This is a genomic window from Micromonospora sp. WMMA1996, from assembly GCF_002573675.1.
GTDB lineage: Bacteria > Actinomycetota > Actinomycetes > Mycobacteriales > Micromonosporaceae > Micromonospora > Micromonospora sediminicola.
In genome coordinates, this window is sequence record NZ_PDHU01000001.1 from 1 (window position 1) to 25,161 (window position 25,161).

General features: G+C 74.1%; 19 protein-coding genes and 1 pseudogene. 8 read left to right on the forward strand and 12 right to left on the reverse strand.

The window, feature by feature from the left end; translation table 11 throughout:
- Window positions 1-553: 553 nt before the first annotated feature.
- The 7 genes and pseudogenes from COO58_RS00005 to ftsY form a co-directional block, all read right to left on the reverse strand.
- A pseudogene (locus tag COO58_RS00005) lies at window positions 554-1,209 on the reverse strand (response regulator).
- Entirely contained in the window at window positions 1,206-2,339 is a 1,134-nt protein-coding gene (locus tag COO58_RS00010; RefSeq protein ID WP_098743332.1) for a sensor histidine kinase, read from the reverse strand. The pseudogene COO58_RS00005 and the gene COO58_RS00010 overlap by 4 nt, the downstream one beginning before the upstream one ends.
- A gap of 80 nt (window positions 2,340-2,419) precedes the next feature.
- Window positions 2,420-4,684, reverse strand: a complete 2,265-nt coding sequence (locus COO58_RS00015; RefSeq protein WP_098743333.1) for a [protein-PII] uridylyltransferase — start codon at window positions 4,682-4,684, stop codon at window positions 2,420-2,422.
- Between the two features lie 17 nt (window positions 4,685-4,701).
- Window positions 4,702-5,040 (reverse strand): P-II family nitrogen regulator, encoded by a 339-nt coding sequence (locus COO58_RS00020; protein WP_013284578.1) that lies wholly within the window; start codon window positions 5,038-5,040, stop codon window positions 4,702-4,704.
- A 25-nt stretch (window positions 5,041-5,065) separates the two neighbouring features.
- A complete protein-coding gene (locus COO58_RS00025; RefSeq protein WP_091580329.1) occupies window positions 5,066-6,475 on the reverse strand; it encodes an ammonium transporter in 1,410 nt (469 codons plus the stop codon).
- Window positions 6,476-6,640: 165 nt separating this feature from the next.
- Window positions 6,641-7,504: an aminoglycoside phosphotransferase family protein gene (locus COO58_RS00030; protein WP_172967835.1), complete on the reverse strand. Its 864-nt coding sequence runs from the start codon at window positions 7,502-7,504 to the stop codon at window positions 6,641-6,643.
- 8 nt (window positions 7,505-7,512) lie between these two features.
- Window positions 7,513-8,694, reverse strand: coding sequence for a signal recognition particle-docking protein FtsY (ftsY, locus tag COO58_RS00035; protein WP_098743335.1), 1,182 nt, complete (start codon window positions 8,692-8,694; stop codon window positions 7,513-7,515).
- Window positions 8,695-8,840: 146 nt separating this feature from the next.
- On the opposite strand from ftsY, the gene COO58_RS00040 reads away from it, so the two are divergent.
- From COO58_RS00040 to COO58_RS00060, 5 genes are all read left to right on the forward strand, one after another.
- The gene (locus tag COO58_RS00040; RefSeq protein ID WP_091580335.1) at window positions 8,841-10,553 is read left to right on the forward strand and encodes an alkaline phosphatase D family protein; all 1,713 of its coding nucleotides are present in this window, start codon (window positions 8,841-8,843) and stop codon (window positions 10,551-10,553) included.
- Between the two features lie 13 nt (window positions 10,554-10,566).
- Window positions 10,567-10,992 (forward strand): MarR family winged helix-turn-helix transcriptional regulator, encoded by a 426-nt coding sequence (locus tag COO58_RS00045; RefSeq protein ID WP_091580338.1) that lies wholly within the window; start codon window positions 10,567-10,569, stop codon window positions 10,990-10,992.
- Between the two features lie 118 nt (window positions 10,993-11,110).
- Window positions 11,111-12,727 carry an MDR family MFS transporter gene (locus COO58_RS00050; RefSeq protein WP_098743336.1) on the forward strand — a complete coding sequence of 539 codons (1,617 nt, stop codon included), beginning with the start codon at window positions 11,111-11,113 and terminating at the stop codon, window positions 12,725-12,727.
- Between the two features lie 2 nt (window positions 12,728-12,729).
- A complete protein-coding gene (locus tag COO58_RS00055) occupies window positions 12,730-13,218 on the forward strand; it encodes a universal stress protein (protein ID WP_091580344.1) in 489 nt (162 codons plus the stop codon).
- Between the two features lie 66 nt (window positions 13,219-13,284).
- The gene (locus COO58_RS00060) at window positions 13,285-13,818 is read left to right on the forward strand and encodes a DinB family protein (protein WP_091580347.1); all 534 of its coding nucleotides are present in this window, start codon (window positions 13,285-13,287) and stop codon (window positions 13,816-13,818) included.
- On the opposite strand, the gene COO58_RS00065 is transcribed toward COO58_RS00060, so the two are convergent.
- On the reverse strand, window positions 13,805-14,794 hold the full coding sequence (locus COO58_RS00065; RefSeq protein ID WP_091580349.1) for a helix-turn-helix domain-containing protein: 990 nt from the start codon (window positions 14,792-14,794) through the stop codon (window positions 13,805-13,807). The genes COO58_RS00060 and COO58_RS00065 overlap by 14 nt on opposite strands.
- Before the next feature lie 77 nt (window positions 14,795-14,871).
- Between COO58_RS00065 and COO58_RS00070 the strand changes: the two genes are divergently transcribed.
- Complete coding sequence (locus COO58_RS00070; RefSeq protein ID WP_098743338.1) at window positions 14,872-15,807, forward strand: SMP-30/gluconolactonase/LRE family protein; 936 nt, start codon at window positions 14,872-14,874, stop codon at window positions 15,805-15,807.
- A gap of 39 nt (window positions 15,808-15,846) precedes the next feature.
- On the opposite strand, the gene COO58_RS00075 is transcribed toward COO58_RS00070, so the two are convergent.
- The 3 genes from COO58_RS00075 to COO58_RS00085 all read right to left on the reverse strand — a co-directional run bounded on the left by COO58_RS00075 (window position 15,847) and on the right by COO58_RS00085 (window position 20,570).
- Window positions 15,847-16,467: an HAD-IA family hydrolase gene (locus tag COO58_RS00075; protein ID WP_098743340.1), complete on the reverse strand. Its 621-nt coding sequence runs from the start codon at window positions 16,465-16,467 to the stop codon at window positions 15,847-15,849.
- Complete coding sequence (gene smc / locus COO58_RS00080; RefSeq protein ID WP_091580357.1) at window positions 16,464-20,063, reverse strand: chromosome segregation protein SMC; 3,600 nt, start codon at window positions 20,061-20,063, stop codon at window positions 16,464-16,466. The genes COO58_RS00075 and smc overlap by 4 nt, the downstream gene beginning before the upstream one ends.
- Window positions 20,064-20,375: 312 nt before the next feature.
- Entirely contained in the window at window positions 20,376-20,570 is a 195-nt protein-coding gene (locus tag COO58_RS00085) for a hypothetical protein (protein WP_036374707.1), read from the reverse strand.
- A 374-nt stretch (window positions 20,571-20,944) separates the two neighbouring features.
- Between COO58_RS00085 and COO58_RS00090 the strand changes: the two genes are divergently transcribed.
- Window positions 20,945-22,279 (forward strand): CAP domain-containing protein, encoded by a 1,335-nt coding sequence (locus COO58_RS00090; RefSeq protein WP_098743342.1) that lies wholly within the window; start codon window positions 20,945-20,947, stop codon window positions 22,277-22,279.
- A gap of 79 nt (window positions 22,280-22,358) precedes the next feature.
- The gene (locus tag COO58_RS00095; protein ID WP_091580368.1) at window positions 22,359-23,231 is read left to right on the forward strand and encodes an endo alpha-1,4 polygalactosaminidase; all 873 of its coding nucleotides are present in this window, start codon (window positions 22,359-22,361) and stop codon (window positions 23,229-23,231) included.
- A 52-nt stretch (window positions 23,232-23,283) separates the two neighbouring features.
- Here COO58_RS00095 and COO58_RS00100 read toward each other — a convergent pair whose 3' ends face one another.
- Window positions 23,284-24,789, reverse strand: a complete 1,506-nt coding sequence (locus COO58_RS00100) for an MFS transporter (protein ID WP_098743343.1) — start codon at window positions 24,787-24,789, stop codon at window positions 23,284-23,286.
- Window positions 24,790-25,161 lie beyond the last annotated feature (372 nt).

Here is a 25,161-nt window from a genome sequence, read left to right on the forward strand (position 1 = left end):
CCCGCGCCCCGCGCCCGCGCCCCGCGCCCCGGCGCCCCGCGCCGACGGACGATAAGCCCCCGCACACCCTGTCGAGCTGATAACACCAACAACTCACGTCCACTCGCCCCGTCACCCCGCCACTGAGTCGTTCCTGCTATCAGCTCCAAAGGCACCGAGACCCCACACCCGCACCGCACTCAACAAAGTGACGACGACGAGATCCGCCCACCGCCGAAGCGGGCGGGCACGACGGGACCTGCCAACCGCCGACCCGTCCGGACCCCACCGACAGCCGTCGACCACAGCGCCCGAGGAGCACCCGCCCGGGGCACGACAACCCCAACACCCTGTCGAGCTGATAGCGGGAACGACTCACGCCCACTCGCCGTCGCCCCGCTACTGAGTCGTTCCTGCTATCAGCTCCAAAGGCACCGGGAACCCCACACCCGCCCCGCGCCCAGCAGGGTGACGACGAGATCCGCCTACCGCCAGCGGCCTTCGGCCGCAGGACCGCAGGGCCGCAGGGCCGCAGGACCGCAGGACCGCAGGACCGCAGGACCGCAGGGCCGGGTCAGGAGACGACCAGGCCCGACTGGTACGCGAAGACCACCAACTGGGCCCGGTCACGGGCGCCGAGCTTGACCATGGCCCGGCTGACGTGGGTCCGCGCCGTCGCCGGGCTGACCACCAACCGGTCGGCGATCTCGGCGTTGCTCAACCCCTCGCCGACCAGGGCCACCACCTCCCGTTCCCGGTCGGTGAGCGACCCGAGCCGGGGGTGCGGGCGCGGCACCCGGGCCGGGCGGGTGGCGAACTCCCGGACCACCCGGCGGGTCACCGACGGGACAGCAGCGCCTCCCCCTCGGCGACCAGGCGGATCGCCCGCAGCAGGTCGACCGGGCGGGTGTCCTTGGTGAGGAAGCCGCTGGCGCCGTGCCGGAGTGCGTCGAAGACGTACTCGTCCAGCTCGAACGTGGTCAGCACGATCACCCGGGTGCCGGCCAGGGCCGGGTCGCCGACGATCCGGCGGGTGGCCTCGATGCCGTCGACGCCGGGCATCCGCACGTCCATCAGCACCACGTCGGGGCGTTCCCGACGGGCCGCCTCCACGGCGGCGAGCCCGTCGGCGGCCTCGCCGACCACGGACAGGTCGTCCTCGCTCTCCACCAGGGCCCGCAGGCCGATCCGGACCAGGTCCTGGTCGTCGGCGAGCAGTACGCGGATCATGCGACCTCCCGGAGCGGCAGCCTGGCGTGCACCCGGAAGCCACCGGGCGGGGCCGGCCCGGCGCTGAAGGTACCGCCCAGCGCGGTGACCCGCTCGCGCATCCCGGCCAGGCCGAAGCCGCCCGACCGCTCGGGCGGAGTCGTTCCGCCCCGGCCGGTGTCGGTGACCTCCACGGTGACCTCGTCCGAGGCGTACCCGACGCGGACTGCGGCGGTGGCCGGGCCCGCGTGCCGCAGGACGTTCGTCAGCGCCTCCTGCACCACCCGGTACGCGGCCAGGTCCACCGCCACCGGCAGCGGGCGCGGCGTCCCGCTCACCTCGACGGTGACCGGCACCCCGGCGCCGGCCAGCCGATCGCGCAGCTGCGGGAGCTGACCCAGCCCCGGCGCCGGCGCGCGCGGGTCGGCGCTCTCCTCGCGCCGGACCACGGTGAGCGTGACCCGCAGCTCGTCCAGCGCCTCCTTGCTGGTCCGACTGATCGCGGTGAGCGCCGCCTCGGCCTGTTCCGGCCTCCGGCCCAGCAGGTGCAGCGCGATCTCGGCCTGGAGGTGGATCGCGGCGAGCCCGTGGCCCACCACGTCGTGCACCTCGCGGGCCACCCGCAGCCGCTCCGCGTCGGCCAGCCGGCGGGCCTCGTCGCCCCGGGCGCGCGCGGTGGCCTCCCGGCTCAACCGCACGGTGACCCCGACCGCGAACGGCACCACCACCCAGGCGGCGGCGGGCATCACCCCGAGCGGGCCGGCCCGGTGGGCGCCGACCAGCGCGTGGGCGAGCAGCGCCAGCAACGCGGCCCCGCCGGCCACCGCCGCGGTCCGGGTCGCGCGGTGCGCGGCCACCGTGTAGACCGCGACGAACAACGACAGCAGGACCGGGCCGTACGGGTACCCGAGCACCAGGTACACCGTGGTCGCGGCGGTGACCACGGCCAACGTCGTGAGCGGCCGACGGCGGCGGCCCGCCACCGCGACCGCCGCCACCACGACCAGCGGGTACGCGGCCGGGCCGGGATCGACGCCCTGGACCGCGCCGGCCGCCGCGGTCCCGACCAGCCCGATCGCCAACAGGACCGCCGCGACCAGCCCGTCGGCGACGAGCCTGCGCCACGCGTCACGGTCCGGTGCCAGGTGCATGCTGACCAGAGTGTCCCTCGCCCGGGCGCGCCGCGTCGGCCACCGGGCCGATCCCCGCGTACGTCAGCGGACGTAGCCGGTCAGACGGCGGCGAGCACCGCGGCCTCGACGCGGGCCCGTTCCTCGTCCGGTGGCCAGCCGCCGACCAGATAGAACACGTCCACCACGTCGCCGCCCAGGGTGGAGATCCGGGCGGCGCGCACCTGGGCCCCGGCCTCGTCCAGCGCGCAGGCGACCCGGTAGAGCAGCCCGGCCGCGTCGGCGGCGCGCAGCTCCAGCAGCACCGCGTCGGTGGCCGCCTCCCGGTGCCAGACGACCCGGGGCGCCGCCCCCCGGCTCCGCGCCGCCAGGGCCCGGCCGCGTAGCCGTTGGGTGACCGAGACGTCGCCGGTGACCGCGCGGCGCAGGTCGGTGCTGAGCGCGATCGGGTCGGGGGCCAGCCCGTAGCGCGGCTGCACCCGGCACTCGACCAGCGCGCGGTCGTCGACCGTGGCGGCGTCCGCCGAGATCACCTCCAGCCGGTGCAGGGCCAGGCATCCGGCCACCGTGGCGAGCAGCCCCCGCCGGTCGGCCGCGGCCACCGACACCCGGTCCTCCCCCAGGTGTACGACCGGCAGCGGCCCCGCCAGCAGCGCCGGGTCGGGGGCCGGCGGGGCCGGCACCACCCCGGTGTCCAGGGTGGTCCGCACCCGGGCGACCAGCTCCGCGATCAGCCGGCCCTTCCAGCCGGACCAGGCGGCCGGGCCGGTGGCGGCGGCGTCCGCCCGCACCAGCGCGTGCAACAGCTCCAGGGTGGTGGTGTCGCCGACCCGCTCGGCGACACCGGCGACTGTCTTCGGGTCGGACAGGTCCCGTCGGGTGGCCACGTCGGGCAGCAGCAGGTGCAGCCGGACCAGGGTGCCGATCAGCGCCGCCTCGGGCGCGGGCAGCCCGATCCGGGTGGCCACCGCCTCCGCGAGCGGCGCCCCGACGGTCGAGTGGTCTCCGGGCAGTCCCTTGCCGATGTCGTGCAGGAACGCGCCGAGCAGCAGCAGATCGGGGCGCTCCACGTCGCGGGTGTGCCGGCTCGCCTCGTACGCGGCCTGCACCAGGTGCCGGTCCAGGGTGAACCGGTGCACCGGGTTGTGCTGGGGCAGGCTGCGCAGCCGGGTCCACTCGGGCAGCCAACCGTCGACCAGCCCGTACCGGTCGCAGGTCTCCCAGGTGGGCACCAGGCCGGGACCGGCGCCGAGCAGGGTGATCAGCGCGGCCCGGGCGGCCGGCGGCCAGGGCGCGGGCAGCGGCGGGCAGTACGCCGCCAGCCACTCGCAGGTGGCCCGGGCGATGGGCAGCCGGGTGGTGGCCGCCGCGGCGGCGACCCGCAGCGACAGGCTCGGGTCGGGACGGGCGCCGATCGCGGTGCGGGCCAGCACCAGCTCGCCGTCCTGCTCCACCACGTCGCGGGCGACCGGGCGGCGCAGCGGTCGGCCGGGCGCGGCCCGGTGCCGGCCGGACCGGAGCCGGTCGGCGGCCCGCCAGGCGTCGTCGAGCGCGTGGCTGACGGTCCGCGCGTCGCCGGCGACCAGCCGCAGCAGCGCGTCGCCCTCGTCGACGCCGAGGAGCTTCGCCACGCCGTCCCGTTCCTGGGCGACCAGGCGGTCGACCCGGCGGCCGACCTGGTGGTGCAGGGCGTCGCGGGTGTCCAGCAGTCGCCGGTGCGCGGCGTGCACGGCAGGGCGGAGCGCGTCGGTGACGCCGGCGGTGGCGATGGCCCGCAGGATGCCGACGTCGCGCAGCCCGCCGGCGGCCTCCTTGAGGTCGCCCTCCAGCAGGAACGCCAGCTCGCCGTGGGCCTCCCAGCGGGCCGTGGTGATCTCCCGCAGGCCGGGCAGGTGTCGGATCGCGGTGCGCCGCCAGTGGTCGGTGGCGGTGCGGGCGAGCTGGTCGGTCAGCGCCGGGTCGCCGGCCACGTGTCGGGCGTCGAGCAGGCCGAGGGCGACCTTGACGTCGTCCTGGGCCACCGACAGCGCCTCGGCGACCGTACGCACCGAGTGGTCCAGCCGCAGCCCGGCGTCCCAGACCGGATACCAGAGCGAGGCGGCCAGCTCGTCGATGCCCGGCACCCCGGCGTGCAGCAGCACCAGGTCGAGGTCGCCGTAGGGGGCGCACTGGCGGCGGCCCAGCCCGCCCACCGCGACCAGCGCGACTCCGGGCCGCTCCGAGAAGATCCGGCGCAGCCAGGTGTCGAGCGCGTCGGCGCGGGCCGACCGGGCCACCGCGCCGATGCCCCCGGGTACGCCGGCGACCTCGTTGACCACGGGCGGGCCGCCCCCGGTGGGGCCGGTCTCCGTGGTCAACGAGGTCACGTCGGTGGGTCCCGTCGTCAGAGGGCGTCGAGCCCGCGCTCGCCGGTACGCACCCGGACGACCTCCTCGACGCCGGTCACCCAGACCTTGCCGTCGCCGATCTTGCCGGTCCGGGCGGCGCCGACGATCGCGTCCACGATCTTGTCGACGTCCATCTCGTCGGTGAGCACCTCGACCCGGATCTTGGGCAGGAACTCGACCGTGTACTCGGCACCCCGGTAGACCTCGGTGTGCCCCTTCTGCCGGCCGTAGCCCTGGACCTCGCTGACGGTCAGCCCGGCCACGCCGAGGGCGTGCAGGGCTTCCTTCACCGCGTCCAGCTGGTACGGCTTGATGACCGCGGTCACCAGCTTCATGTCCAACCCCTCCATCCCAGGAACGTTAACCGGCGACCTTCTCGCTGACCGGCGCGGCGGACTCGTCCGCCTCGTCGGCGGGCTCCGGGGTCGGCTTGGCGCCGCCGATCCCGGCCATGGCGAACGCGCCGCCGCTGCTGCCCGTGGTGGGCGACAGGTCGTACGCGCTCTCCGCGTGCTCGGCGACGTCGATGCCGTCGACCTCGGCCTCGGCGGACACCCGGAAGCCGATCGTCTTCTCGATGGCGAAGGCGAGCAGCCAGGCGACCCCGGCCGACCAGACGGTGACGATCAGACCGGCCAGCGCCTGCCGGCCGAGCTGGGTCAGGCCGCCGCCGTAGAACAGGCCGTCGGAGGCGCCGACCACGTCGCTGATCGCGCCGTTGACGGAGTTGGTGGCGAAGAGGCCGAGCCAGAGCGACCCGATCCAGCCGCCGACGAAGTGCACGCCGACCACGTCGAGGGAGTCGTCGTAGCCGAGCTTGTACTTCAGGCTGATCGCGAGCGCGCAGACCGCGCCGGCGACGAGACCCAGCAGGACCGCCGCCCAGGGGGCGATGAAGCCGCAGGCCGGGGTGATGGCGACCAGGCCGGCGACCGCGCCGGACGAGGCGCCGACCATGGTCGGGCGGCCGTCCTTGATCCGCTCGACCAGCAGCCAGCCGAGCACCGCCGCGGCGGTGGCGAGCTGGGTGTTGAGGAACGCCAGGCCGGCCACCGAGTCGACGGTCAGCTCGGAGCCGGCGTTGAAGCCGAACCAGCCGAACCAGAGCAGACCGGCGCCGAGCGCGACCAGCGGGATGTTGTGCGGCTTCATGCCCTCGCGGGGCCAGCCGATCCGCTTGCCGAGCACCAGGGCCACGCCGAGCGCCGCCGCACCGGCGTTGATGTGCACCGCGGTGCCGCCGGCGAAGTCCAGCGCGTGCAGCTTGGCGCCGATGATGCCGCCGCCCCACACCCAGTGCGCGACCGGGAAGTAGACCAGGGTGGCCCAGCCGAACGCGAAGAGCAGCCAGCCGGCGAACTTGGCCCGGTCGGAGATCGCGCCGCTGATCAGCGCAACGGTGATCACCGCGAAGACCATCTGGAACGCCATGAACACGTAGAGCGGAACGCCGATGCCGCTGGGGTTCTCCGCCGTGGCGCCCCAGAGGTCGGTCTCGGCCAGGAACGTCTTGGTGCCGAGGTAGGCGCCGGGGTCACCCCAGAGCCCGTTGACGTCGCTGCCGAACGCGACGCTGAAACCGTAGAACCACCACAGAACAGAGATGAGCCCGATGGCAGAGAAGCTCATCATCATCATGTTGAGCACGCCCTTGGACCGGTTCAGACCGCCATAGAACAGCGCCAGCCCGGGGGTCATGAGCAGCACGAGAGCGGTCGAAACCAGCAGCCAAACGGTGTTGCCGCCGTCGATCGTCGGTGCTTCAGGCACGCTGGCCTCCTAAAGGTGAAGTTCCCTCCTTCGCGGCTTCCGGGGCAGCGTCGCCCGTACGCCGGTTGCGCGGAAGCTTTGTCGGCCGCTGTTTCCTTCACCGACACCGCTCGATTTCCGACACGTGACGGGTTGTTTCCGGCGTGTGACGAACGCCGATCTTGCTCAGCGCAGCGCGTACTCCAGGTGGTGCCGCTCGTAGTCGAGCAGGCGCAGGTCCCGCATCGGCCGGCGCAGGTGGCCCTTGTGCACGATCCGGACGAACGCCGGTTCACCGGCGGCGGCCATCCGCCGGATGCCCTCGACGTGGTCGACGATGCGCTTGCGGATGGTGCGGATGAGCCGGTGCCGGTCGCGGGGGATCAGCCCGTACGCGTCGGCGAAGAGACGCAGCCGGCGCGGCCGGTCGGGGCGCTTCCAGCCGAGCGTGATCGAGTCGCGGTCGGAGAAGATCGGCACCCAGGTCCACGCCGCGTACGCCACGTCGTAGATGCGGGCGCCGGGCGAGGCCAGGTCGAAGTCGATCAGCCCGAGCGTGCCGTCGGGGCGCCAGATCACGTTGTGCGGCGCGGCGTCGTGGTGGCAGATGACCTCGGTGTCCGGCGGGGGCGGCCCGAACGAGCGCCAGACCGCGCCGGGCGGCGGGGTGAAGCCGTACTGGGCGTCGTGGAACATCCGCAGCATGGTGGCCACGGTGACCAGGGCCTCGTCGGTGACCCAGTGCGGGGCGAGCGGGTATTCCCCGCACTCCCCCTCCAGGTACGACAGGACCTCCCGGTTGCGCTCGTCCATGCCGAGCGCGCGGGGCGCGCCGGTGAAGCCGACGTATTCCAGGTGGCGCAGCAACGCGTGCACCGAGGGGGTCCACGGGCCCGCGTTGCGCCGGACCGTGTCGCCCACGCGGACCACGGTGCTCACGTTCCCGCCGTGCAGCGGGATCTCCTGCGAAGTCACGTACGGTCTCCCGAGGCGTGGCGACGGGTGGCTGGGGTCGCGCCACCCCGCGTAGGCGCGATCGTCAGTCGTCACGGGAGAGGCTACGCGTCCCGGGCGAGCGGCTCGGTCCCGAGCAGCGCGTCGACGAACTGCGCCGGGTCGAACGGGGCCAGGTCGTCCTTGCCCTCGCCGAGGCCGACGAGCTTGACCGGGATGCCGAGCTTGCGCTGCACGGCGATCACGATGCCGCCCTTGGCGGTGCCGTCGAGCTTGGTCAGCACCACGCCCGTGACGTTCACCGCCTCGGTGAAGACCCGCGCCTGCTCCAGGCCGTTCTGGCCGGTGGTGGCGTCGAGGATCAACAGCGTCTCGTCGATCGGGCCGTGCTTCTCCACCACCCGCTTGACCTTGCCCAGCTCGTCCATCAGGCCGACCTTGTTCTGCAGCCGGCCGGCGGTGTCGATGAGCACCGTGTCCACGCCGGTGTCGATGCCGCGCCTGACCGCGTCGAACGCGACGCTCGCCGGGTCGGCGGCCTCCGGGCCGCGGACCGTCTCGGCGCCGACCCGGCCGCCCCAGGTCTCCAGCTGGTCGGCGGCGGCGGCCCGGAACGTGTCGGCGGCGCCGAGCAGCACGGTGCGGCCGTCCGCCACCAGCACCCGGGCGATCTTGCCGCAGGTGGTGGTCTTGCCGGCGCCGTTCACGCCGACCACCAGCACGACCGCCGGGACGCCCTCCTTCGGCGCGGTGCGCAGCGACCGGTCCAGGCTCGGGTCGAGCGCGTTGACCAGCTCGGCGGCGAGCAGCGTCCGCAGTTCGTCGGTGGTGCGGGTGCCGAGCACCCGGGTCCGCTCCCGCAGCCGGTCGACGATCTCGCGGGTGGAGTCGACGCCGACGTCGGCGGTGATCAGGCTGTCCTCGATCTCCTCCCAGGTGTCCTCGTCGAGCCGGTCCCGGCTGAGCAGGCCGAGCAGGCCCTTGCCGAAGGCGTTCTGCGAGCGGGACAGCCGGGAGCGCAGCCGGACCAGCCGGCCGGCGGTGGGTTCGGGCACCTCGACCGGGGGCGCCTCCACCGGCGGGGCCTCGACCACCACGCCGGTGGTGAGTTCCGACTCCGGGGCCTCGACCGGCGGGCCGGCCAGATCCTCCTCGGCGCGGGTGTCGACCTCCGTCTCGGGCAGCGGCGGCTGCGGGCGCCGGCGCAACCGGGGCACCACGAGGCTCAGGCCGCCGATGATCAGCACGCCGAGCAGGGCGAGAGCGACGAGGAGGTATTCCTTCATGCCCGAAATCCTGTCAGATGCCGGCGACGGCGTCCCACTCACCGCCTCGGCACGCGAACAACCTGCGGGTACGCTCGCGGCTGGAAGGCGTACCGCAACCGCCGGCCGGGTAGGAAGAGCGAAACGATCTTGTCGGAGGTAACGTCGTGCCCGGTTCCCGCCTGCTCATCGGCCCACTGCTGCGACGGGTCGTGGACACGCGGGCGACGATCTGGGTGGAGACGAGCGCGCCCGCGGTGGTCACCGTCCGCACGGGCGACGGCGCCACCGGCAGCGCCCCCACCTTCTCCGCGTACGACCACCACTACGCGATCGTCGTGGTGACCGGGCTCACCCCGGACAGCGTCACGGAGTATGAGGTGCTCGTCGACGACGAGGTGGCCTGGCCGCTGCCCGGCGACGCGTTCCCGCCCAGCGTGATCCGCACCCGCGCGGCCGACGACGCCGACCAGCCGGTCAGTCTGCTCTTCGGCTCCTGCCGGGAGACCACCCAGCACTCCACCGCGCGCAAGCTGCCGCCGGACGCGCTGGACGCGTACGCCCGGCGGGTGATGGCCGCGCCCGACGAGGCCGCGCTGCCCGACCTGCTGGTGCTGCTCGGCGACCAGGTCTACGCCGACGAGACGTCGCCGACGGTGCGCAAGCTGCTCAAGCGGCGCCGGCGGCGGCCGAAGGACGCCCCGGCTACCCAGGTGGTCAGCTTCGACGAGTACACCAAGCTCTACCTGGAGTCGTGGCGCGACCCGGAGATCCGCTGGCTGCTCTCCACCGTGCCGAGCGTGATGATCTTCGACGACCACGAGGTGATCGACGACTGGAACACCTCGCAGTCCTGGCGCGCGGACATGCGCGAGGAGCCGTGGTGGGCCGAGCGGATCCGCAGCGGCCTCGCCTCCTACTGGGTCTACCAGCACCTGGGCAACCTCAGCCCGGACGAGATCGCCGCCGACCCGGTGTACGCGAAGGTGGTCGCCGCCGAGGACGCCACGAGCGTGCTGCACGAGTTCGGCGAGCGGGTCGACAAGGAGGCCGACCTGGCGCACGACACCGAGCGCTGGCGGGCCGTGCAGTACCAGTGGAGCTACGCGCTGGACCTGGGCCGGACCCGGCTGGTCATGCTGGACAACCGCTCCAGCCGGGTGCTCCAGCCGGGCAACCGGGCGATGCTGCCGCCGGGCGAGTGGTCGTGGTTCCTCGACCAGGCGCACGGCGTCTACGACCATCTGGTGGTGGGCAGCTCCCTGCCCTGGCTGCTGCCGCCGGGCATCCACCACGTGGAGACGTGGAACGAGCGTCTGGCCGACTCCGGCCGTCCCTGGGTGGCCCGGCTGGCGGAGCAGATGCGGCGGGCCTGGGACCTGGAGCACTGGGGCGCGTTCCGGCGCTCCTTCGAGGCGCTCGGCGAGCTGTTCGCCCGGCTGGGCAGCGGCACCGCGCCGCGCACCGGGGCGCGGGTGGGCGCCGGGCCGGCGTACGCCCGACCGGCCTCGATCAGCGTGCTCTCCGGCGACGTGCACCACTCGTACGTGGCCCGGGCCCGGTTCGCCGACCGGTCGGTGAAGACGCCGGTGCACCAGCTCACCTGCTCACCGATCCACAACCAGGTGCCGGCCGCGATGCGTCCGCTGATGACGCTCGGCTGGAACCCGGGGCCGTCCGGGGCGGCCCGGGCGCTGGCCCGCTCGGCCGGGGTACGCCGGCCGCTGGTGCGGTGGCGGAAGCTGGCCGGGCCCTACTTCGGCAACGCGGTGGCCACGCTCACCCACTCGGGCCGGTCGGCCGCCGTGGTGATCGAGGGCACCACCAGCGAGGGCGAGTTGCGACCGGTGGCACGCCAACAGCTCAGCGACGGCGAGTGAGTACCCTCTGAGCGTGGACGAGACGCTGCGCGCCGTGGAACACGAGTTGACCGCGTTGCTGCGTCGGGGCCGGGCGCTGTCCTGGGAGATCGCCCGCGAGGTCCACCCGAACCTGGAGCCGAACGCCTACGGCCTGCTGCTCTGGTTGCGCCGCTCGGGCTCGATCCGGCTCACCGACCTGGCGGTGAAGCTGGGCATCGGCAAGGGCACGTTGAGCCGGCAGATCGGCGGCCTGGAGGCGTTGGGCCTGGTCCGCCGGGACCCGGACCCGACCGACCGGCGGGCCGCCCAGCTCAGCCTCACCGAGGAGGGCACCCGGCGGTTCGACGCGGCCCGGGCGGCCCGACTCGGGCAGATCCGGCGTTCGCTGGAGAACTGGCCGAAAGAGGATGTGGCGGACTTCGCCCGGTTGATGCACCGGTTCAACGAGACGTTCTGACCCGCCCGTCCGGGGAATAGGAGCCGCGCCACTCGCGGTTGTTGCTTGAGGCAACCAAGCCATACGGTTGCCCGAGGCAACCCCCCCGTTCCCTCTCCTTCCCCGGAGGCACTCCACGATGACGCAGGCGACAGCGCCCCGCCCGGCGACCGCCGTCGACATGTCCCACCGGCAGATCCTGGAGGCCCTCTCCGGCCTGCTGCTGGGCATGTTCGTCGCGATCCTCTCCTCCACGGTCGTCTCGAACGCGCTGCCGCGGATCATCACCGACCTGCACGGCAGCCAGTCCGCGTACACCTGGGTGGTCACCTCCACCCTGCTGGCCACCACCGCCACCACCCCGATCTGGGGCAAGCTCGCGGACCTGACCAGCAAGAAGGTCCTGGTCCAGCTCGCCCTGACGGTGTTCGTGCTCGGCTCGGTGCTCGCCGGACAGGCCCAGACCACCGGCGAGCTGATCGCCTGCCGCGTGGTGCAGGGCGTCGGCGCCGGCGGCCTCACCGCGCTGGCCCAGGTGATCATGGCGACGATGATCGCCCCGCGGGAGCGCGGCCGGTACAGCGGCTACCTCGGCGCGGTCATGGCCGTCGGCACCATCGGCGGCCCGCTGATCGGCGGCGTGATCGTCGACACCGACTGGCTCGGCTGGCGCTGGTGCTTCTACGTCGGCGTGCCCTTCGCCGTACTCGCGCTGGTCGTGCTCCAGAAGACGCTGCACCTACCAGTGGTCAAGCGCAAGGTCACCATCGACTGGTGGGGCGCCACCCTGATCACCGCCGCCGTCTCGCTGCTGCTCGTCTGGATCACCCTGGCCGGCGACCGGTACGACTGGATCTCCTGGCAGAGCGCGGTCCTGGTGGCCGGCGCGCTGCTGCTCGGGGTGCTCGCCGTCCGGGTCGAACAGCGCGCCGCCGAGCCGATGATCCCGCCCCGGCTGTTCCGCAACCGCACCATCACCCTCGCCGTGGTCGCCAGCGTCGCGGTCGGCGTCGGCATGTTCGGAGCCTCGGTCTTCCTCGGCCAGTACTTCCAGATCGCCCGCGGCGAGAGCCCGACCATGTCCGGCCTGATGACACTGCCGATGATCGGTGGTCTGCTGGTCGCCTCGACCGTGGTCGGCCGGATCATCACCAGCACCGGCCGCTGGAAGCGCTGGCTGGTGACCGGCTCGGTGCTGCTCACCGCCGGCTTCGCGCTGATGGGCAGCATGCGCGTGGACACGCCGTACTGGCGGCTCGCGATCTTCATGGCACTGATCGGGCTGGGGCTCGGCATGACCATGCAGAACCTGGTGCTGGCCGTGCAGAACACGGTCGGCGCGCACGAACTCGGCGCGGCCAGCTCGGTGGTGGCCTTCTTCCGCAGCCTCGGCGGCGCGGTCGGCGTGAGTGCGCTCGGCGCGGTGCTCGGCCACCGGGTCAAGGACTACCTCGCCGACGGCCTGAGCCGGCTGGGCGTGCCGGCCTCCGGCTCGGGCAGCGGCGGCGCGCTGCCGGACGTGCACACCCTGCCCGCCCCGATCCGCGCCGTGGTCGAGTCCGCGTACGGGCACGGCGCGGGCGACATCTTCCTGGCCGCCGCCCCGTTCGGGCTGCTCGCCCTGATCGCCGTGGTGCTGATCCGGGAGGTGCCGCTGCGCCGCAGCAACGACCCGGTCGCGACCGCTGTCGACCGGGAGTCGACGGTCGCCGCCGGCGGCGCCGCCGCGGTGGTCCGCACCGGAGGACGGGACTGACGATGGACGCACCGGAGCGTGAGCGGTACGGGCCGCAGACCCGTCCGCTGCCCTTCGAGCGGGGCACCGACGGGCCCCGGGTGGTGCTCGTCGGCGTGGACGGTAGCCGCACCTCACTGCGGGCCGCCTCCTACGCCGCCGGGCTGGCCCGCCGGCAGGGCGCCGGACTGGTGGTGGTGTTCGTCAGCTCGCCCGCGCCGTACAGCGGGATCATGTCCGGCGTGGTGGCCGGCGCGGTCCAGCAGACCCACGACGAACTGGCCGACGAGCTGCGGGCCGAGTGCCGGCGCGGGGCCGAGGAGCTGGACCTGCCGGTGACGTTCCTGAGCCGGCGCGGCGACGCGTACACCGAGCTGTGCCGGGCGGCCGACGAGCACCGCGCGGACCTGGTCGTGGTCGGCTCCTCCGAGCAGGCCGGCCACCGGTTGGTCGGCTCGGTCGCCACCCGGCTGGTGCGCGCCGGACGGTGGCCGGTCGTCGTGGTGCCCTGAGGGGTAAGGAAGGGCCCCTTTTTAACGCCTCGCGTTGTACCGGGGCCCCCTCTTACCCTCGCCGGGATGACAACCTGGACCGCACCTGATGTCGACCGCCGCCACGAGCCCTACGTCGCCGACGAGCGCGCCATGCTGCAAGGCTGGCTGGACCTGCACCGTGACACCCTGCGGCACAAGTGCGCGGGGCTCACCGCCGAGCAGTTGCGCACCCGCAGCGTCGAGCCCTCCGGGCTGACCCTGCTCGGCCTGGTCCGGCACATGGCCGACGTGGAGCGCTGGTGGTTCCGCGTCCGCGCCGCCGGCCTGGAGCTGCCCGACATGTACGACTACGACAAGGACCCGGACGCCGACCTCAACGACATCGCTGACGCCGACCCGGCCGAGGCGCTCGCCACGCTGGAGGCCGAGATCGACGCGGCCGACCGGGCGGTGGCCGACCTGCCGCTGGAGCACACGTTCCGGCGCGCCCGGCGCGACGGCGGCAGCGACGAGATGAACCTCCGCTGGGTCTATGTGCACATGATCGAGGAGTACGCCCGGCACAACGGCCACGCCGACCTGATCCGCGAGCGCATCGACGGCGTCACCGGGGCCTGACCCCGGCCGGGGCGCCCGCCCGCAGCACCTGCTCGCCCAACGGGGTGAGGCAGTGCCGCACCGCAGAGCCGTCCCGCCGCGTGGTGATCAGCCCGGCGGCCCGCAGGGTCGCCGCGTGCTCGCTGGCCGTGGCGGCGGAGACGCCGACGCGACGGGCGAGCTGGGAGGTGCCCGGTGCGTCGGCGGTCGCCGCCAACACGGCCGCCCGGGTGCGCCCGAGCAGGTCCGCCAGCGGCGCCCCGGGCCCCAGCTCACGCCGCCCCGGCCGGATCGGATACACCAGCACCAGCGGGCCGCCCGGGTCCGCCAGCAGGTAGGGCTGCGGGGCGAGGTGGCAGGGCAGCAGGGTCAGGCCCCGGCCGCCCGCGGCCACCTCGACGTCGTCGGCGACCGCGCACCGGTAGGACAACGCGTACCGCTCGCCCGTCTCGGCCCAGGCCAGGTACGGGCTGAGGTCGCGCAGCACCCGGTCGAGGCCGCCGGCCGCCAGCGTGTGGCCGCGTACCGCCCGGTCGGCGCGTACCGCCGCCTCGATCTCCGCCCAGTAGGGCGCGAGCGCCACGCCGTGGAAGGCGCGCATCGCGGCCCGCAGCCGGGCCCGGGCGGCGGGCTCCCCGGCGGCCAGCGGCGCCACCCGGGCGGGCAGCGCGCCGGACGCCACCAGCGGGCCCAGTTCGGCGGCGAGCACCTCGTCCGGGACGCCGGCGACCCGATCCAGCAGGGCGTCGAGGTCGCCGTCGAACACCGGCGGGGTCACCAGGTCCGGCACCAGATGGGGCGTCCGGCACAGGTCCAGGTAGGGCCGCATCTCGGGGCGCAAAGCCGCCCGGGTCCGGGACCGCCAGCCGGCGAGATGCTCCGGCACGTCCGCCAGGACCAGCCGCTGGGCGGCCATCGCCAGCTCGACCAGCACCGCCGGATCGGACCGCAGGACCGTGCGGCTCAGGTCGGTGGCGTTGAGCCGCACTGTGGTCACCGGCGCACGGTAGCCACCTTTCGGCCCGTGCCGAAAGGGGCTACCGGGCGGGTCGGCGCCGCCGGACGCTGCGTCGCATGAAGACACTCCTCGCGGCGGCCACCGCGGTCCTGACGGCGGTGACCGTCGGCGCACCCCGGCCCGCCCCCACCAGCGTGCGTCCCGACACCTACGTCGTCTCCCGCGCGCCGGGCGTGCTGCCCGAAGGGCTCGCGGTCACCCCCGCCGGCACGATGTACGTCACGAGTTCGGCCACCGGCGCGGTCTACCGGGGCGACACCCGACGGGCCGGGCTGCGCCCGTTCCTCGCCCCCGGCGCCGACGGCCGGACCAGCGCCGCCGGGGTCCGGGTGGACCACCGGGGGCGCGTCCTCGTCGCCGGCTGGACCACCGGCACCCTCTTCGTGTACGCGCCGGACGGCGCCCTGCTGGCCCGCCGCGCCGCCGCACCCGGCGCGGCCCTCAACGACCTGGCGGTCACCGGCGACGCCGTCTACGTCACGGACTCCGCCACCGGCACCCTGTGGCGCGCCGCACTCGACGGCGGGCGCGTCGGCGCCCTGGTCCCCTGGGTGGGCCCGGACGACTTCCCGGCCGCGCCGGTCTTCCTCAACGGCGTCGTGGTCGACCCGTCGGGCCGGGTCGCCCTGGTCGCGGAGCAGGGTGGCGAGCGCCTGTTCCGGGTCGACCTGGCCGACCGGTCGGTGACCGAGGTCGAGGTGAGCGGCGGCCGGATGGGCGCGGACGGTCTGCTGCTGGAGGGGAACCGGCTCTACGGGGTGGTCAACGAACCGGACGGCGTCGGCGGCACCCGTTTCCTGGTGAACCTGGCCCGGCTCGACGCCGGGTTGCGGACCGCCCGGGTGGTCGACCGGTCCCGTCCGGTCGGCATCCAGCGGTCGCCGACCTCGGTGGCACGCGACGCCGGGCGACTGCTCTGGGTGGACAGCCAGCTCTTCGCGACCGTGCCCACCCCGCCGTTCACGGTCACCGAGGTGCCGGGCCTGCGGTGAGCGGCGCACGAGCCGGGCGGGACACGGGGCCCGTCCGGCTCAGTACGCCAGCGCCGCGCGCAGGTAACGCAGGTCGGCCGGCCCGCTCCACCGGTGCGCGGACAGGCCGGCCACCCGGGCGCCCGCCACCGCGCGGTCCTGGTCGTCGACGAAGAGCACCCGGGCCGGCGGGGTGTCCAACGCCGCGCAGGCGGCCTGGAAGTATTCCTTCGCCGGCTTGTGCACGCCGACGACCGACGAGTTGACCACCACGTCCAGCTCGTCGGTCAGGTCCAGCGCGGCCAGGTCGGCGTCGAGCAGGTCGGTGGCGTTGGTGCCCAGCCCGACCCGGATGCCGGCCGCCCGCACCTCGCGGACGAACGCCAGCACCTCCGGGTCGACCTCGCCGCGGTAGCTCTGCCACTGCTCCACGGCCGCCCGGGCCCGCTCGGGGTCACCGATCGTCGGGATCAGCGCGTCGGCGACGCTCGCCATCCACCGGGCGTGGCTGACCTGGCCGGTGAGCACCGGCTGGAGCAGCCCCCACGACATCGCGATCTCACCGAGGACGCCCTCGGGCAGCCCGTACTCCCGCTCGACGCCGGCGGCGACCGCCGGGTCCCAGCGGCGCAGCACGCCGTCGAAGTCCACCAGGAGCGCCGTGGCGCGTTCCCGACTCACTCGTCTGTCACCTGTTCCTCGTCGTCGGCCCGGTTGAGCCGCTGGCTGATCACCTGGGTCACGCCGCTGCGCATGGTCACGCCGTAGAGCGCGTCGGCGATCTCCATGGTCCGCTTCTGGTGGGTGATCACGATCAGCTGGCTCTTCTCCCGCAACTGTGCCAGCAACGTGATCAGGCGGCCCAGGTTCACGTCGTCGAGCGCCGCCTCGACCTCGTCCATGATGTAGAACGGGCTGGGCCGGGCGCGGAAGATCGCCACCAGCATGGCCACCGCGGTCAGCGACCGCTCGCCGCCGGAGAGCAGCGAGAGCCGCTTGATCTTCTTGCCCGGCGGCCGGGCCTCCACCTCGACACCGGTGGTGAGCAGGTCCTCCGGGTCGGTGAGCACCAGCCGGCCCTCGCCGCCGGGGAAGAGCACGGTGAAGACCTGCTCGAACTCCCGCGCGGTGTCGGCGAACGCGCTGGCGAAGACCTCCAGGATCCGGTCGTCCACGTCCTTGACCACGGTGAGCAGGTCCCGCCGGGTGGCCTTCAGGTCCTCCAGCTGCTCGGAGAGGAACTTGAAACGCTCCTCCAGCGCGGCGAACTCCTCCAGCGCGAGCGGGTTCACCTTGCCCAGCAGGGTCAGCTCCCGCTCGGCCTTGGCGGCCCGCTTCTCCTGCACCGGCCGCTCGTAGCGGACCGGTTCCGGCACCGGCCGGCCGTCCTTCTCGGCCAGCGCGACGTCCGCGTCGGTGGGCGGGACGAGCTGGTCCGGGCCGTACTCGGCGACCAGGGTGGACACGTCCAGGCCGAAGTCCTCGGCGGCCTTCGCCTCCAGCTGCTCGATCCGCATCCGCTGCTCGGCGCGGGCCACCTCGTCCCGGTGCACCTGGCTGGTGAGCCGCTCCAGTTCGGCGGCGAGGCGCTTGGCCGCGCCGCGTACCTCGGACAGCTCGGCCTCGCGCGCGGCGCGCTCGCGGGCGACGGCGTCGCGGTGCTCCTCGGCCCGCGCGATGGAGACGGCGAGGCGGGTGAGCGCCTCCCGGGCGCCGCCGACCACGGCCCGGGCGATCTCCGCACCCCGGGTGCGGGCCGCGCGCCGGGCCGCCGCGCGCTCCCGCGCGGCCCGCTCGGCGGTGGCCTGCCGGGCCAGCGAGTCGGCCCGGCCGGCGATCGACGCCACCCGTTCCTCGGCGGTACGGACGGCGAGCCGTACCTCCATCTCGTTCTGCCGGGCCGGCGGCACCATGGCGGCGAGCTGGTCGCGCTCCTCGGTGGACGGTTCGGCGTCGATCGGCGTGGCCTCGGCCAGCCGCAGCCGCTCCGCCAACTCGGCCAGCGCCGTCAGGTCCCGCTCCCGGGCCGCCTCGGCGCGCGCCCGGGACTCGCCGAGCCGGTCGGTCTCGGCCTTCGCCGAGCGGGCGGCCGCGCCCAGCTCGGCGAGGCGGCGCGCGGCGGCGTTGCGGTGGCTCTCCGCCTCCCGCTTGGCGGCGGCGGCGTGCTGCACGGCCTCCTTGGCGGCGGCCACCTCGGCCCGCGCCTCGGCCAGCTGCTCGCGCAGCTCGGCGGCGGCGCGTTCGGCGGTGGCCCGGTTGGTCCGGGCCTCCTCGACCGCGGCCTGCACCTCGATGAAGCTGGGCGCCTTGGCCGACCCTCCGGCCGCCGCGTACGCCCCGACGACGTCGCCGTCCGGGGTGACCGCGCGCAGCTCCGGGTTCACCGCGACCAGCTCGGCCGCGGCGGCGAGGTCGTCGACCAGCGCCACGTCGCGCAGCGCCCGGTGCACGGCGGGCCGGATCCCGGCGGCGCACTCCACCAGGTCGGGCGCCCACCGGGCGCCCTCGGGCAGCTTCGGGCGCAGCGCGTCGGCGGAGCCGTCCATGCCCGGACCGGCGGGGCTGCCGACCAGCAGTCCGGCCCGGCCGGCGTCGGAGATCTTGAGCAGCCGCATCGCCTCGACGGCCTCGTCCACGCCGCTGACCGCCACCGCGTCGGCCAGCCCGCCCAGCGCGGCGGCGAGGGCCGCCTCGTCACCGGGGGCGACGGTGAGCAGCCCGGCGAGGCTGCCGAGCAGGCCGGGCACCTGGTCGGCGCGGGCCAGCAGCGCGCCGGCGCCGTCCTTGCGGCGCAGGCCGAGCGAGAGGGCCTCCTCGCGGGCCTTCCAGGTGGCCGCGTCCTTCTCCGCCGCGCGCTCGCCGTCGGCGAGGCTGCGCACGGCGGCCTGGGCCTGCTCGTGCACCGCCACCGCCTCGGCGTGCCGGGCGTCCAGGTCGGCGTTGTCCCGGTCGGCCTCGGTGGACTGCTCGGCGACCGCGTCCAGGTCGGCCTGCGCCTTCTCGGCGCGGCCCAGCGCGTCGGTGTGCGCGGCGGCGAGCCGCTCGATCTCCTCGCCGGCACTGGTGGTCCGCGCCCGGGCGGAGTTGACCTGACCGGTCAGCCGGGCCAGCCCCTCGCGCCGGTCGGCGATGGCCTTGGCGGCGGTGACCAGCTCCCGCTCGGCGGCGGCGAGCTGCCGTTCCAGCTCCTGCCGGTGCTCGACCGCCTCGGCCAGGCGGACCTGGTCGTCGGTGAGCGCGGCGCGCAGCTCCTCCTCCTGCTCGCGGACCCGCCGCGACTCCGCCTCCAACTGCTCGGGGTCGCGGCCGGGGCGCTCGTCGTCACCGCTGGCGCTGAGGTGGCGCAGCCGCTCCCGGGCGAGCTGCTCGATGGAGCGGAACCGCTCCTGCAGGGCGGAGAGGCGGTACCAGGTGTCCTGGGCCGCCGCGAGCAGCGGGGCGTCCTCGGCCAGGGCCGCCTCCAGCTCACCGAGCCGGCCCTGCACCTCGCCGTGCTCGGCCTCGATCTGCTCCCGCCGCTCCCGCAGCGCGGTCTCGTCGGCGATCTCCCGGTCCAGGGTGGTCCGCAGCGTGTGCAGGTCGTCGGCGAGCAGCCGGAGCCGGGCGTCGCGCAGGTTGGCCTGGATGGCGGCGGCGCGCCGGGCCACCTCGGCCTGCCGACCCAGCGGCTTGAGCTGGCGGCGCAGCTCGGCGGTGAGGTCGGTGAGGCGGTTGAGATTGGTCTGCATCGCGTCGAGCTTCCGCAGCGCCTTCTCCTTGCGCTTGCGGTGCTTGAGGACGCCCGCCGCCTCCTCGATGAAGGACCGCCGGTCCTCCGGCTTGGCGTGCAGCATGCCGTCGAGCCGGCCCTGCCCGACGATGATGTGCATCTCCCGGCCGATGCCGGAGTCGGAGAGCAGCTCCTGGATGTCGAGCAGGCGGCAGGAGTCGCCGTTGATCTCGTACTCGCTCTCGCCGGAACGGAACATCCGGCGGGTGATGGAGACCTCGGTGTACTCGATCGGCAGCGCGCCGTCGGTGTTGTCGATGGTGAGGGTGACCTCGGCCCGGCCGAGCGGCGCCCGCCCGGCGGTGCCGGCGAAGATGACGTCCTCCATCTTGCCGCCGCGCAGCGCCTTCGCGCCCTGCTCGCCGAGCACCCAGGCGATCGCGTCGACGACGTTGGACTTGCCGGAGCCGTTCGGGCCCACCACACAGGTGATCCCGGGCTCCAGCTTCAGCGTCGTGGCGGAGGCGAAGGACTTGAAGCCCTTCACCGTCAGGCTCTTGAGATGCACCTTCTCGATCCTCGTCCGGTGGCCGCCGTACCGTCGCCGGCTGCGCGGACCTGGTGAACCCGCAGACTAACCCGCCGCCGGGACGCGGCCGGCACGCGACCCACCCGACGGCCGGGGTGTCCGCTTTCCGGCCCGCGGGCACGATGCGGCGGAAACGGCAAGATCATATGCCCGGACGCAATTCCGGGCCGGATCCGCAAGATCGATAATTGCGGGGAACGGCAAAAGGGGTACGCACATGGCTGCGCGCCGGCACAGGTGTGTCGGCGCGCTTTTCGGTGTGGTGCGATTCAGTTTTTCGACAACTGGAGATCAGGTCAGTGCGGGCTCGGCCAGACGGAGGAGGTCGTCCGCCTCCGCCGCGGCCGCCGCAAGCCGATCGTTCTCGGCGCGCAGACGCGTGATCTCGAACTCCAGTGCCTGAACCCTGGACCGCAGTCGGGTGACCTCGTCGAGCAGACGCCGGTCGGGCGCTGCACCTACGTGGCCGTAGAGGGCCTTCGCCATGCTGACTCCTTGATATGCGCTGCCGGAAAGGCCGGCCAACGCGCGCCCATGATGTTCGCGGCTGCCATTCCCGGTGTATCGGGGCATGGCTGGGCGCGACTGGCGACACCTATATATTGAGCCGAACCCCCCTCCTTCGTCAAGTTGACGCAGGCCGTAGATCATCTCCACGTCGGCCGGTCCACTCGCCGGGGGGCTGCCAGAAGGCGCGGACACGCTCTGTCCGGACGCCTTTACTGTACGCCCGGGAATGTGTGAACGGCTCACCCTTGGCGTCGGGTTCGCCTTAACTCTTTCTTAGCCACGTTGCCGCAGCTCGCACCGCCCCCGTAGCGTCACCCCGGCCCGCAACCCGACCCGTGGAGGGGACAGGCGTGTATCGCTGGACCGACCCGATCGAACCGGAGGACGCCTCCCGGCGCCCCGAGCCGCCGACCGACGAGGGTCCGGCGTGGCTCTCCGACCGGCCCGAGCCGCGGTCGTCGTACCTCTTCGGGGACGAGCCGGGGCAGCCGCCCGCCGGCCACCTGCCGCCCACCCTCGACGCCGGCCGCTACGGCGACACCGCCCGGCCCGGCCACGGCCCGACCGGCTTCCCCGGCGACGCCGACCCCACCACCGTGCGACCCGGCTACGGCCCCGCCGTGCAGCCGGGACACGCCGACCAGGCCCAGCCCGGGTACGGCCCCGCCACCCAGCCCGGCTACGGCACCGCCGCCCATGCCGGATACGGCCCCGCGGCCCAGCCCGGGTACGGCCCCACCGCCCAGCCCGGGTACGGCCCCACCGCGCAGCCCGGTTACGGCACGGAGGCCCACCCGGGCACGCCGTTCGAGCCGACCGGCCCGTACGCCGCACCCCGCGACCGGTGGAACGGCGAGGAGCAGCCGGCCGGCGCCTGGGAGCAGCCCACCGCTGCCTGGCAGCCGGTCACCGACACCCCCGCCGACGACGACGGCCGGCACCGCCCGAGGCGGCGGCTGAGCCGTCCGTTCGTGATCGGTGGGGCCGCCGCCGCGGCGACCCTCGTGGTGAGCCTGGGCGTGGGCGCGGTCCTGCTGCCCGGCGGCGACGGGCCGGCCGAGCGGACGTCCGCGGACGCGCCGGTGGCCGCGGCCCCCTCGCTGACCGAGGAGACCGAGGGCGCGCCCTCGGCTGACGCGCTCGTGCCCTCGGCCAGCCCCTCGGCCTCGCCGACCACGGTCAAGCCGAGTCCGACGAAGAAGGTCACGCCGAAGCCGAACCGGTCCACCGCCCCGTCGCGGCAGCTGGAGCGCAGCAGCACGCCGAGCGGCACCACCGCCCGCACCACTTCCTCGGGCAACCTCAGTGCCGAGCTCCAGCAGGTCGTCACCCTGGTCAACCAGGAGCGGGCCAAGGCCGGCTGCAAGGCGCTGAGCGTCGACTCCAAGCTGACGCTCGCCGCCCAGCGGCACAGCCAGGACCAGGCCGACCACAAGAAGATGTCGCACGACGGCAGCGACGGCAGCGACGTGGGCGACCGGCTCGACCGGGCCGGCTACGCCTGGCGGGCGTACGGCGAGAACGTGGCCTGGAACCAGCAGAGCCCGGCCGCGGTGATGGACGCCTGGATGAACTCCCCGGGCCACCGGGCGAACATCCTGAACTGCTCGTTCACCGAGATCGGGGTGGGCGTGGCGCGCAGCAACGGACCGTACTGGACGCAGGACTTCGGCACCCCGCGTTGAGCGGTCGCGTCGTGACCGGGTCGGCGCTCGTTGACCGGTCGGGGGCGGCGTCGGGCCGCCCGCGTCCGGGGAGCTGTCGATGCGGATCCGGCCGGTGTGTGCCGTGCCGCGCTCCCGGCCGGCCCGCGTCCGCCGACGTGGACCGCGCCGGGGCGTGGCGCTGGCGCTGACCGCGCTGCTCCTCGCCCCGGTCCCGGCGTGCCGCGAGGCGGTCACCGTCCCGCCCGGCGCGCCCACCCCCTGGCCGGCCGCGCTGGCCGACCGGTGGCGGTGGCAGTGGCAGCTCACCGCGCCGGTGGACGTGACCGTGGACGCCGACGTCTTCCTCCTCGACCCGGTCGCCACCACCTCGACCGAGACCGCCGCGCTGCGGGCCAAGGGTCGCCGGCTCGTCTGCCAGGTCCGCGTCGGCACGTACGCGACCGGCGACCCGGACGCCACCCGCTTCCCCGCCGCCGTGCGCGGCGCGGCGGTGCCGGGGCGGGCCGGGAGCCGGTTCCTGGACGTCCGGCGGTGGGACTCGCTCGCGCCCGTGCTGGCCGACCGGTTCCGCCTCTGCCGGGGCAAGGGCTTCGGCGCGGTGGCGCTTGCGGACGCGGACGGCTACCGGCACCGCAGCGGCTTCCCGCTCGGCTTCGACGACCAGTTGCTGTTCAACCGCCGCCTGGCCGGGCTGGCCCGGCAGCTCGACCTCTCCCCCGGCCTGGTCGACGATCTGGCGCAGGTGGCCGCGCTGGCCCCCGACTTCGACTTCGCGGTCAACCAGGAGTGCGTACGCCGCCGCGAGTGCGCGAAGCTGCTGCCGTTCGCCGACGCGCACAAGCCGGTGTTCCACGTCGAGTACACCGGCGACCCGGTCGACTTCTGCGTGACCACGGTCGGCTACGGCTTCGCCTCGATCCGCAAGGACCGCACGCTCGACGCCTGGCGCGAGCCCTGCCCGCTGCCGTGACACGACGCCGCCCCCGCCAAGGTGGGCGGGGGCGGCGTCTGCCGTGACGGGGTCAGCCGGCGGTCGCGCCGGTGGCCGGGGTGGGCGTGCCCGCGCCGCGCTGCGACGGCAGATCGGGGTGTTCGGCGCTGAGCGGGGTGGCCAGGTCCTCCAGGGACCTGCCCTCGGCCTTGACGCCGAGGCCCAGCTCCACCAGACCACCGATGATCATGATGGTGGCGCCGATGACGAAGGCCAGCACGGTGTCGCCGACCTGGCCGCTGCCGACCAGCTTGGCGAAGAGCAGCGGGCCGGTGATGCCGCCGGCGGCGGTGCCGATCGCGTAGAAGAACGCGATCGCCATGGCCCGGGTCTCCATCGGGAAGATCTCGCTGACCGTCAGGTAGGCGGCGCTGGCGCCGGCCGAGGCGAAGAAGAGCACCACGCACCAGCAGGCGGTCATGGTCACCGCGGTGAGCACACCGGAGTGGAACAGCCAGGCGGTGCCGAGCAGCAGCACGCCCGAGCCGATGTACGAGCCGGCGATCATCGGCACCCGACCGACGGTGTCGAAGAGTCGGCCCAGCAGCAGCGGCCCGAGCAGGTTGCCGACCGCGATCACCGCGAAGTAGTAGCCGCTGTTGCCGGGCGGGACGTCGAAGAAGGTCTGCAGGATCTGGGCGAAGCCGAACGTGATCGCGTTGTAGAGGAACGCCTGGCCGATGAAGAGCGAGAAGCCCAGCGTGGCCCGCTTCGGATAGCGACGGAACAGCGTCTTGGCGATCTCCAGGAAGTTCGTGCTCCTGCGCTGCCGGATCTCGATGTATTTGTCGGCCTCGGCGAGGTCCTTGCCGGTCTCCCGCTTCACCTCGGCCTCGACCGAGTCGACGAGGTGGTTCGCCTCGTCCGCCCGGCCGTGGATGAACAACCAGCGCGGACTCTCCGGCACGTGCCGGCGGACCAGCAGGATCACCACGCCGAGCACCGCGCCCAGGCCGAACGCCACCCGCCAGCCGAGGTTGGTCGGCAGGCCGTTGAGCAGCGGTACGGTCAGCAGCGCGCCGAGCGCGGCGCCGAGCCAGAACGTGCCGTTGATGATGATGTCGATCCGGCCGCGGTGACGGGCCGGGATCAGCTCGTCGATCGCCGAGTTGATGGCGGCGTACTCACCGCCGATGCCCATGCCGGTGAGGAACCGGAACAGGAAGAACCACCAGGTGTCGAACGAGAGCGCGGTCAGCGCGGTGGCGACCAGGTAGAGCCCGAGGGTCAGCAGGAACAGCTTCTTGCGGCCGAACCGGTCGGTGAGCCACCCGAAGAACAGCGCACCGGTGCAGGCGCCGGCCACGTAGAGGGCGGCGGCGAGGCCGGTGACCTGACTCTGCGTGATGCTCAGGCCGCTGCCGGGCTCGGCCAGCTTGCCGGAGAGGTTGCCGACGATGGTCACCTCGAGGCCGTCGAGGATCCACACCGTGCCCAGACCGATCACGATCATCCAGTGCCAGCGGGACCACGGCAGCCGGTCGAGGCGGGCCGGGACGTTGGTCCGTACGGTGCCGGTCGACACGTCGGTGCTCATGACGCGCTCCGGGAGGAGGAGGAAGCCGGGGCGCGACGACGGGCCGCCGGCGTGAGCTGTTCGTCCATGGCGGCCCACGGACGGCCGGCACGGTCGCGAGACGGCTCTGCGCGACTCCCCGGCAGTCGTCCCGACCGACGGACCCCCGGCACGGTTCGCCGCCGACACTCTCCGCAACTTCCCGGCAGTCGTCCCGGCTCACGGGCGCCTGGCACGATCACGAGGCGGTCGACACTCTCCACAGCTTCCCGGCAGTCGTCCCGGCCGACCGCCGCCGAAGTCATGAGGCCACCGGCACTCGCCGTGACCTCCCGACAAGAGGGAAGAAGAGAGCGATATACCTCAGAGTCATAATTATGACTCTGAGGTATA

What these genes read in the sequence shown, in the direction of transcription:
- COO58_RS00085 (WP_036374707.1), bottom strand. Translation starts at nt 20,570, where the DNA reads ATGGCGAAGGCCCTCTACGGCCACGTAGGTGCAGCGCCCGACCGGCGT.
- COO58_RS00095 (WP_091580368.1), top strand. Translation starts at nt 22,359, where the DNA reads ATGCGGATCCGGCCGGTGTGTGCCGTGCCGCGCTCCCGGCCGGCCCGC.
- COO58_RS00100 (WP_098743343.1), bottom strand. Translation starts at nt 24,789, where the DNA reads ATGAGCACCGACGTGTCGACCGGCACCGTACGGACCAACGTCCCGGCC.
- COO58_RS00060 (WP_091580347.1), top strand. Translation starts at nt 13,285, where the DNA reads ATGACAACCTGGACCGCACCTGATGTCGACCGCCGCCACGAGCCCTAC.
- ftsY (WP_098743335.1), bottom strand. Translation starts at nt 8,694, where the DNA reads ATGAAGGAATACCTCCTCGTCGCTCTCGCCCTGCTCGGCGTGCTGATC.
- COO58_RS00055 (WP_091580344.1), top strand. Translation starts at nt 12,730, where the DNA reads ATGGACGCACCGGAGCGTGAGCGGTACGGGCCGCAGACCCGTCCGCTG.
- COO58_RS00070 (WP_098743338.1), top strand. Translation starts at nt 14,872, where the DNA reads ATGAAGACACTCCTCGCGGCGGCCACCGCGGTCCTGACGGCGGTGACC.
- COO58_RS00050 (WP_098743336.1), top strand. Translation starts at nt 11,111, where the DNA reads ATGACGCAGGCGACAGCGCCCCGCCCGGCGACCGCCGTCGACATGTCC.
- COO58_RS00020 (WP_013284578.1), bottom strand. Translation starts at nt 5,040, where the DNA reads ATGAAGCTGGTGACCGCGGTCATCAAGCCGTACCAGCTGGACGCGGTG.
- COO58_RS00010 (WP_098743332.1), bottom strand. Translation starts at nt 2,339, where the DNA reads ATGCACCTGGCACCGGACCGTGACGCGTGGCGCAGGCTCGTCGCCGAC.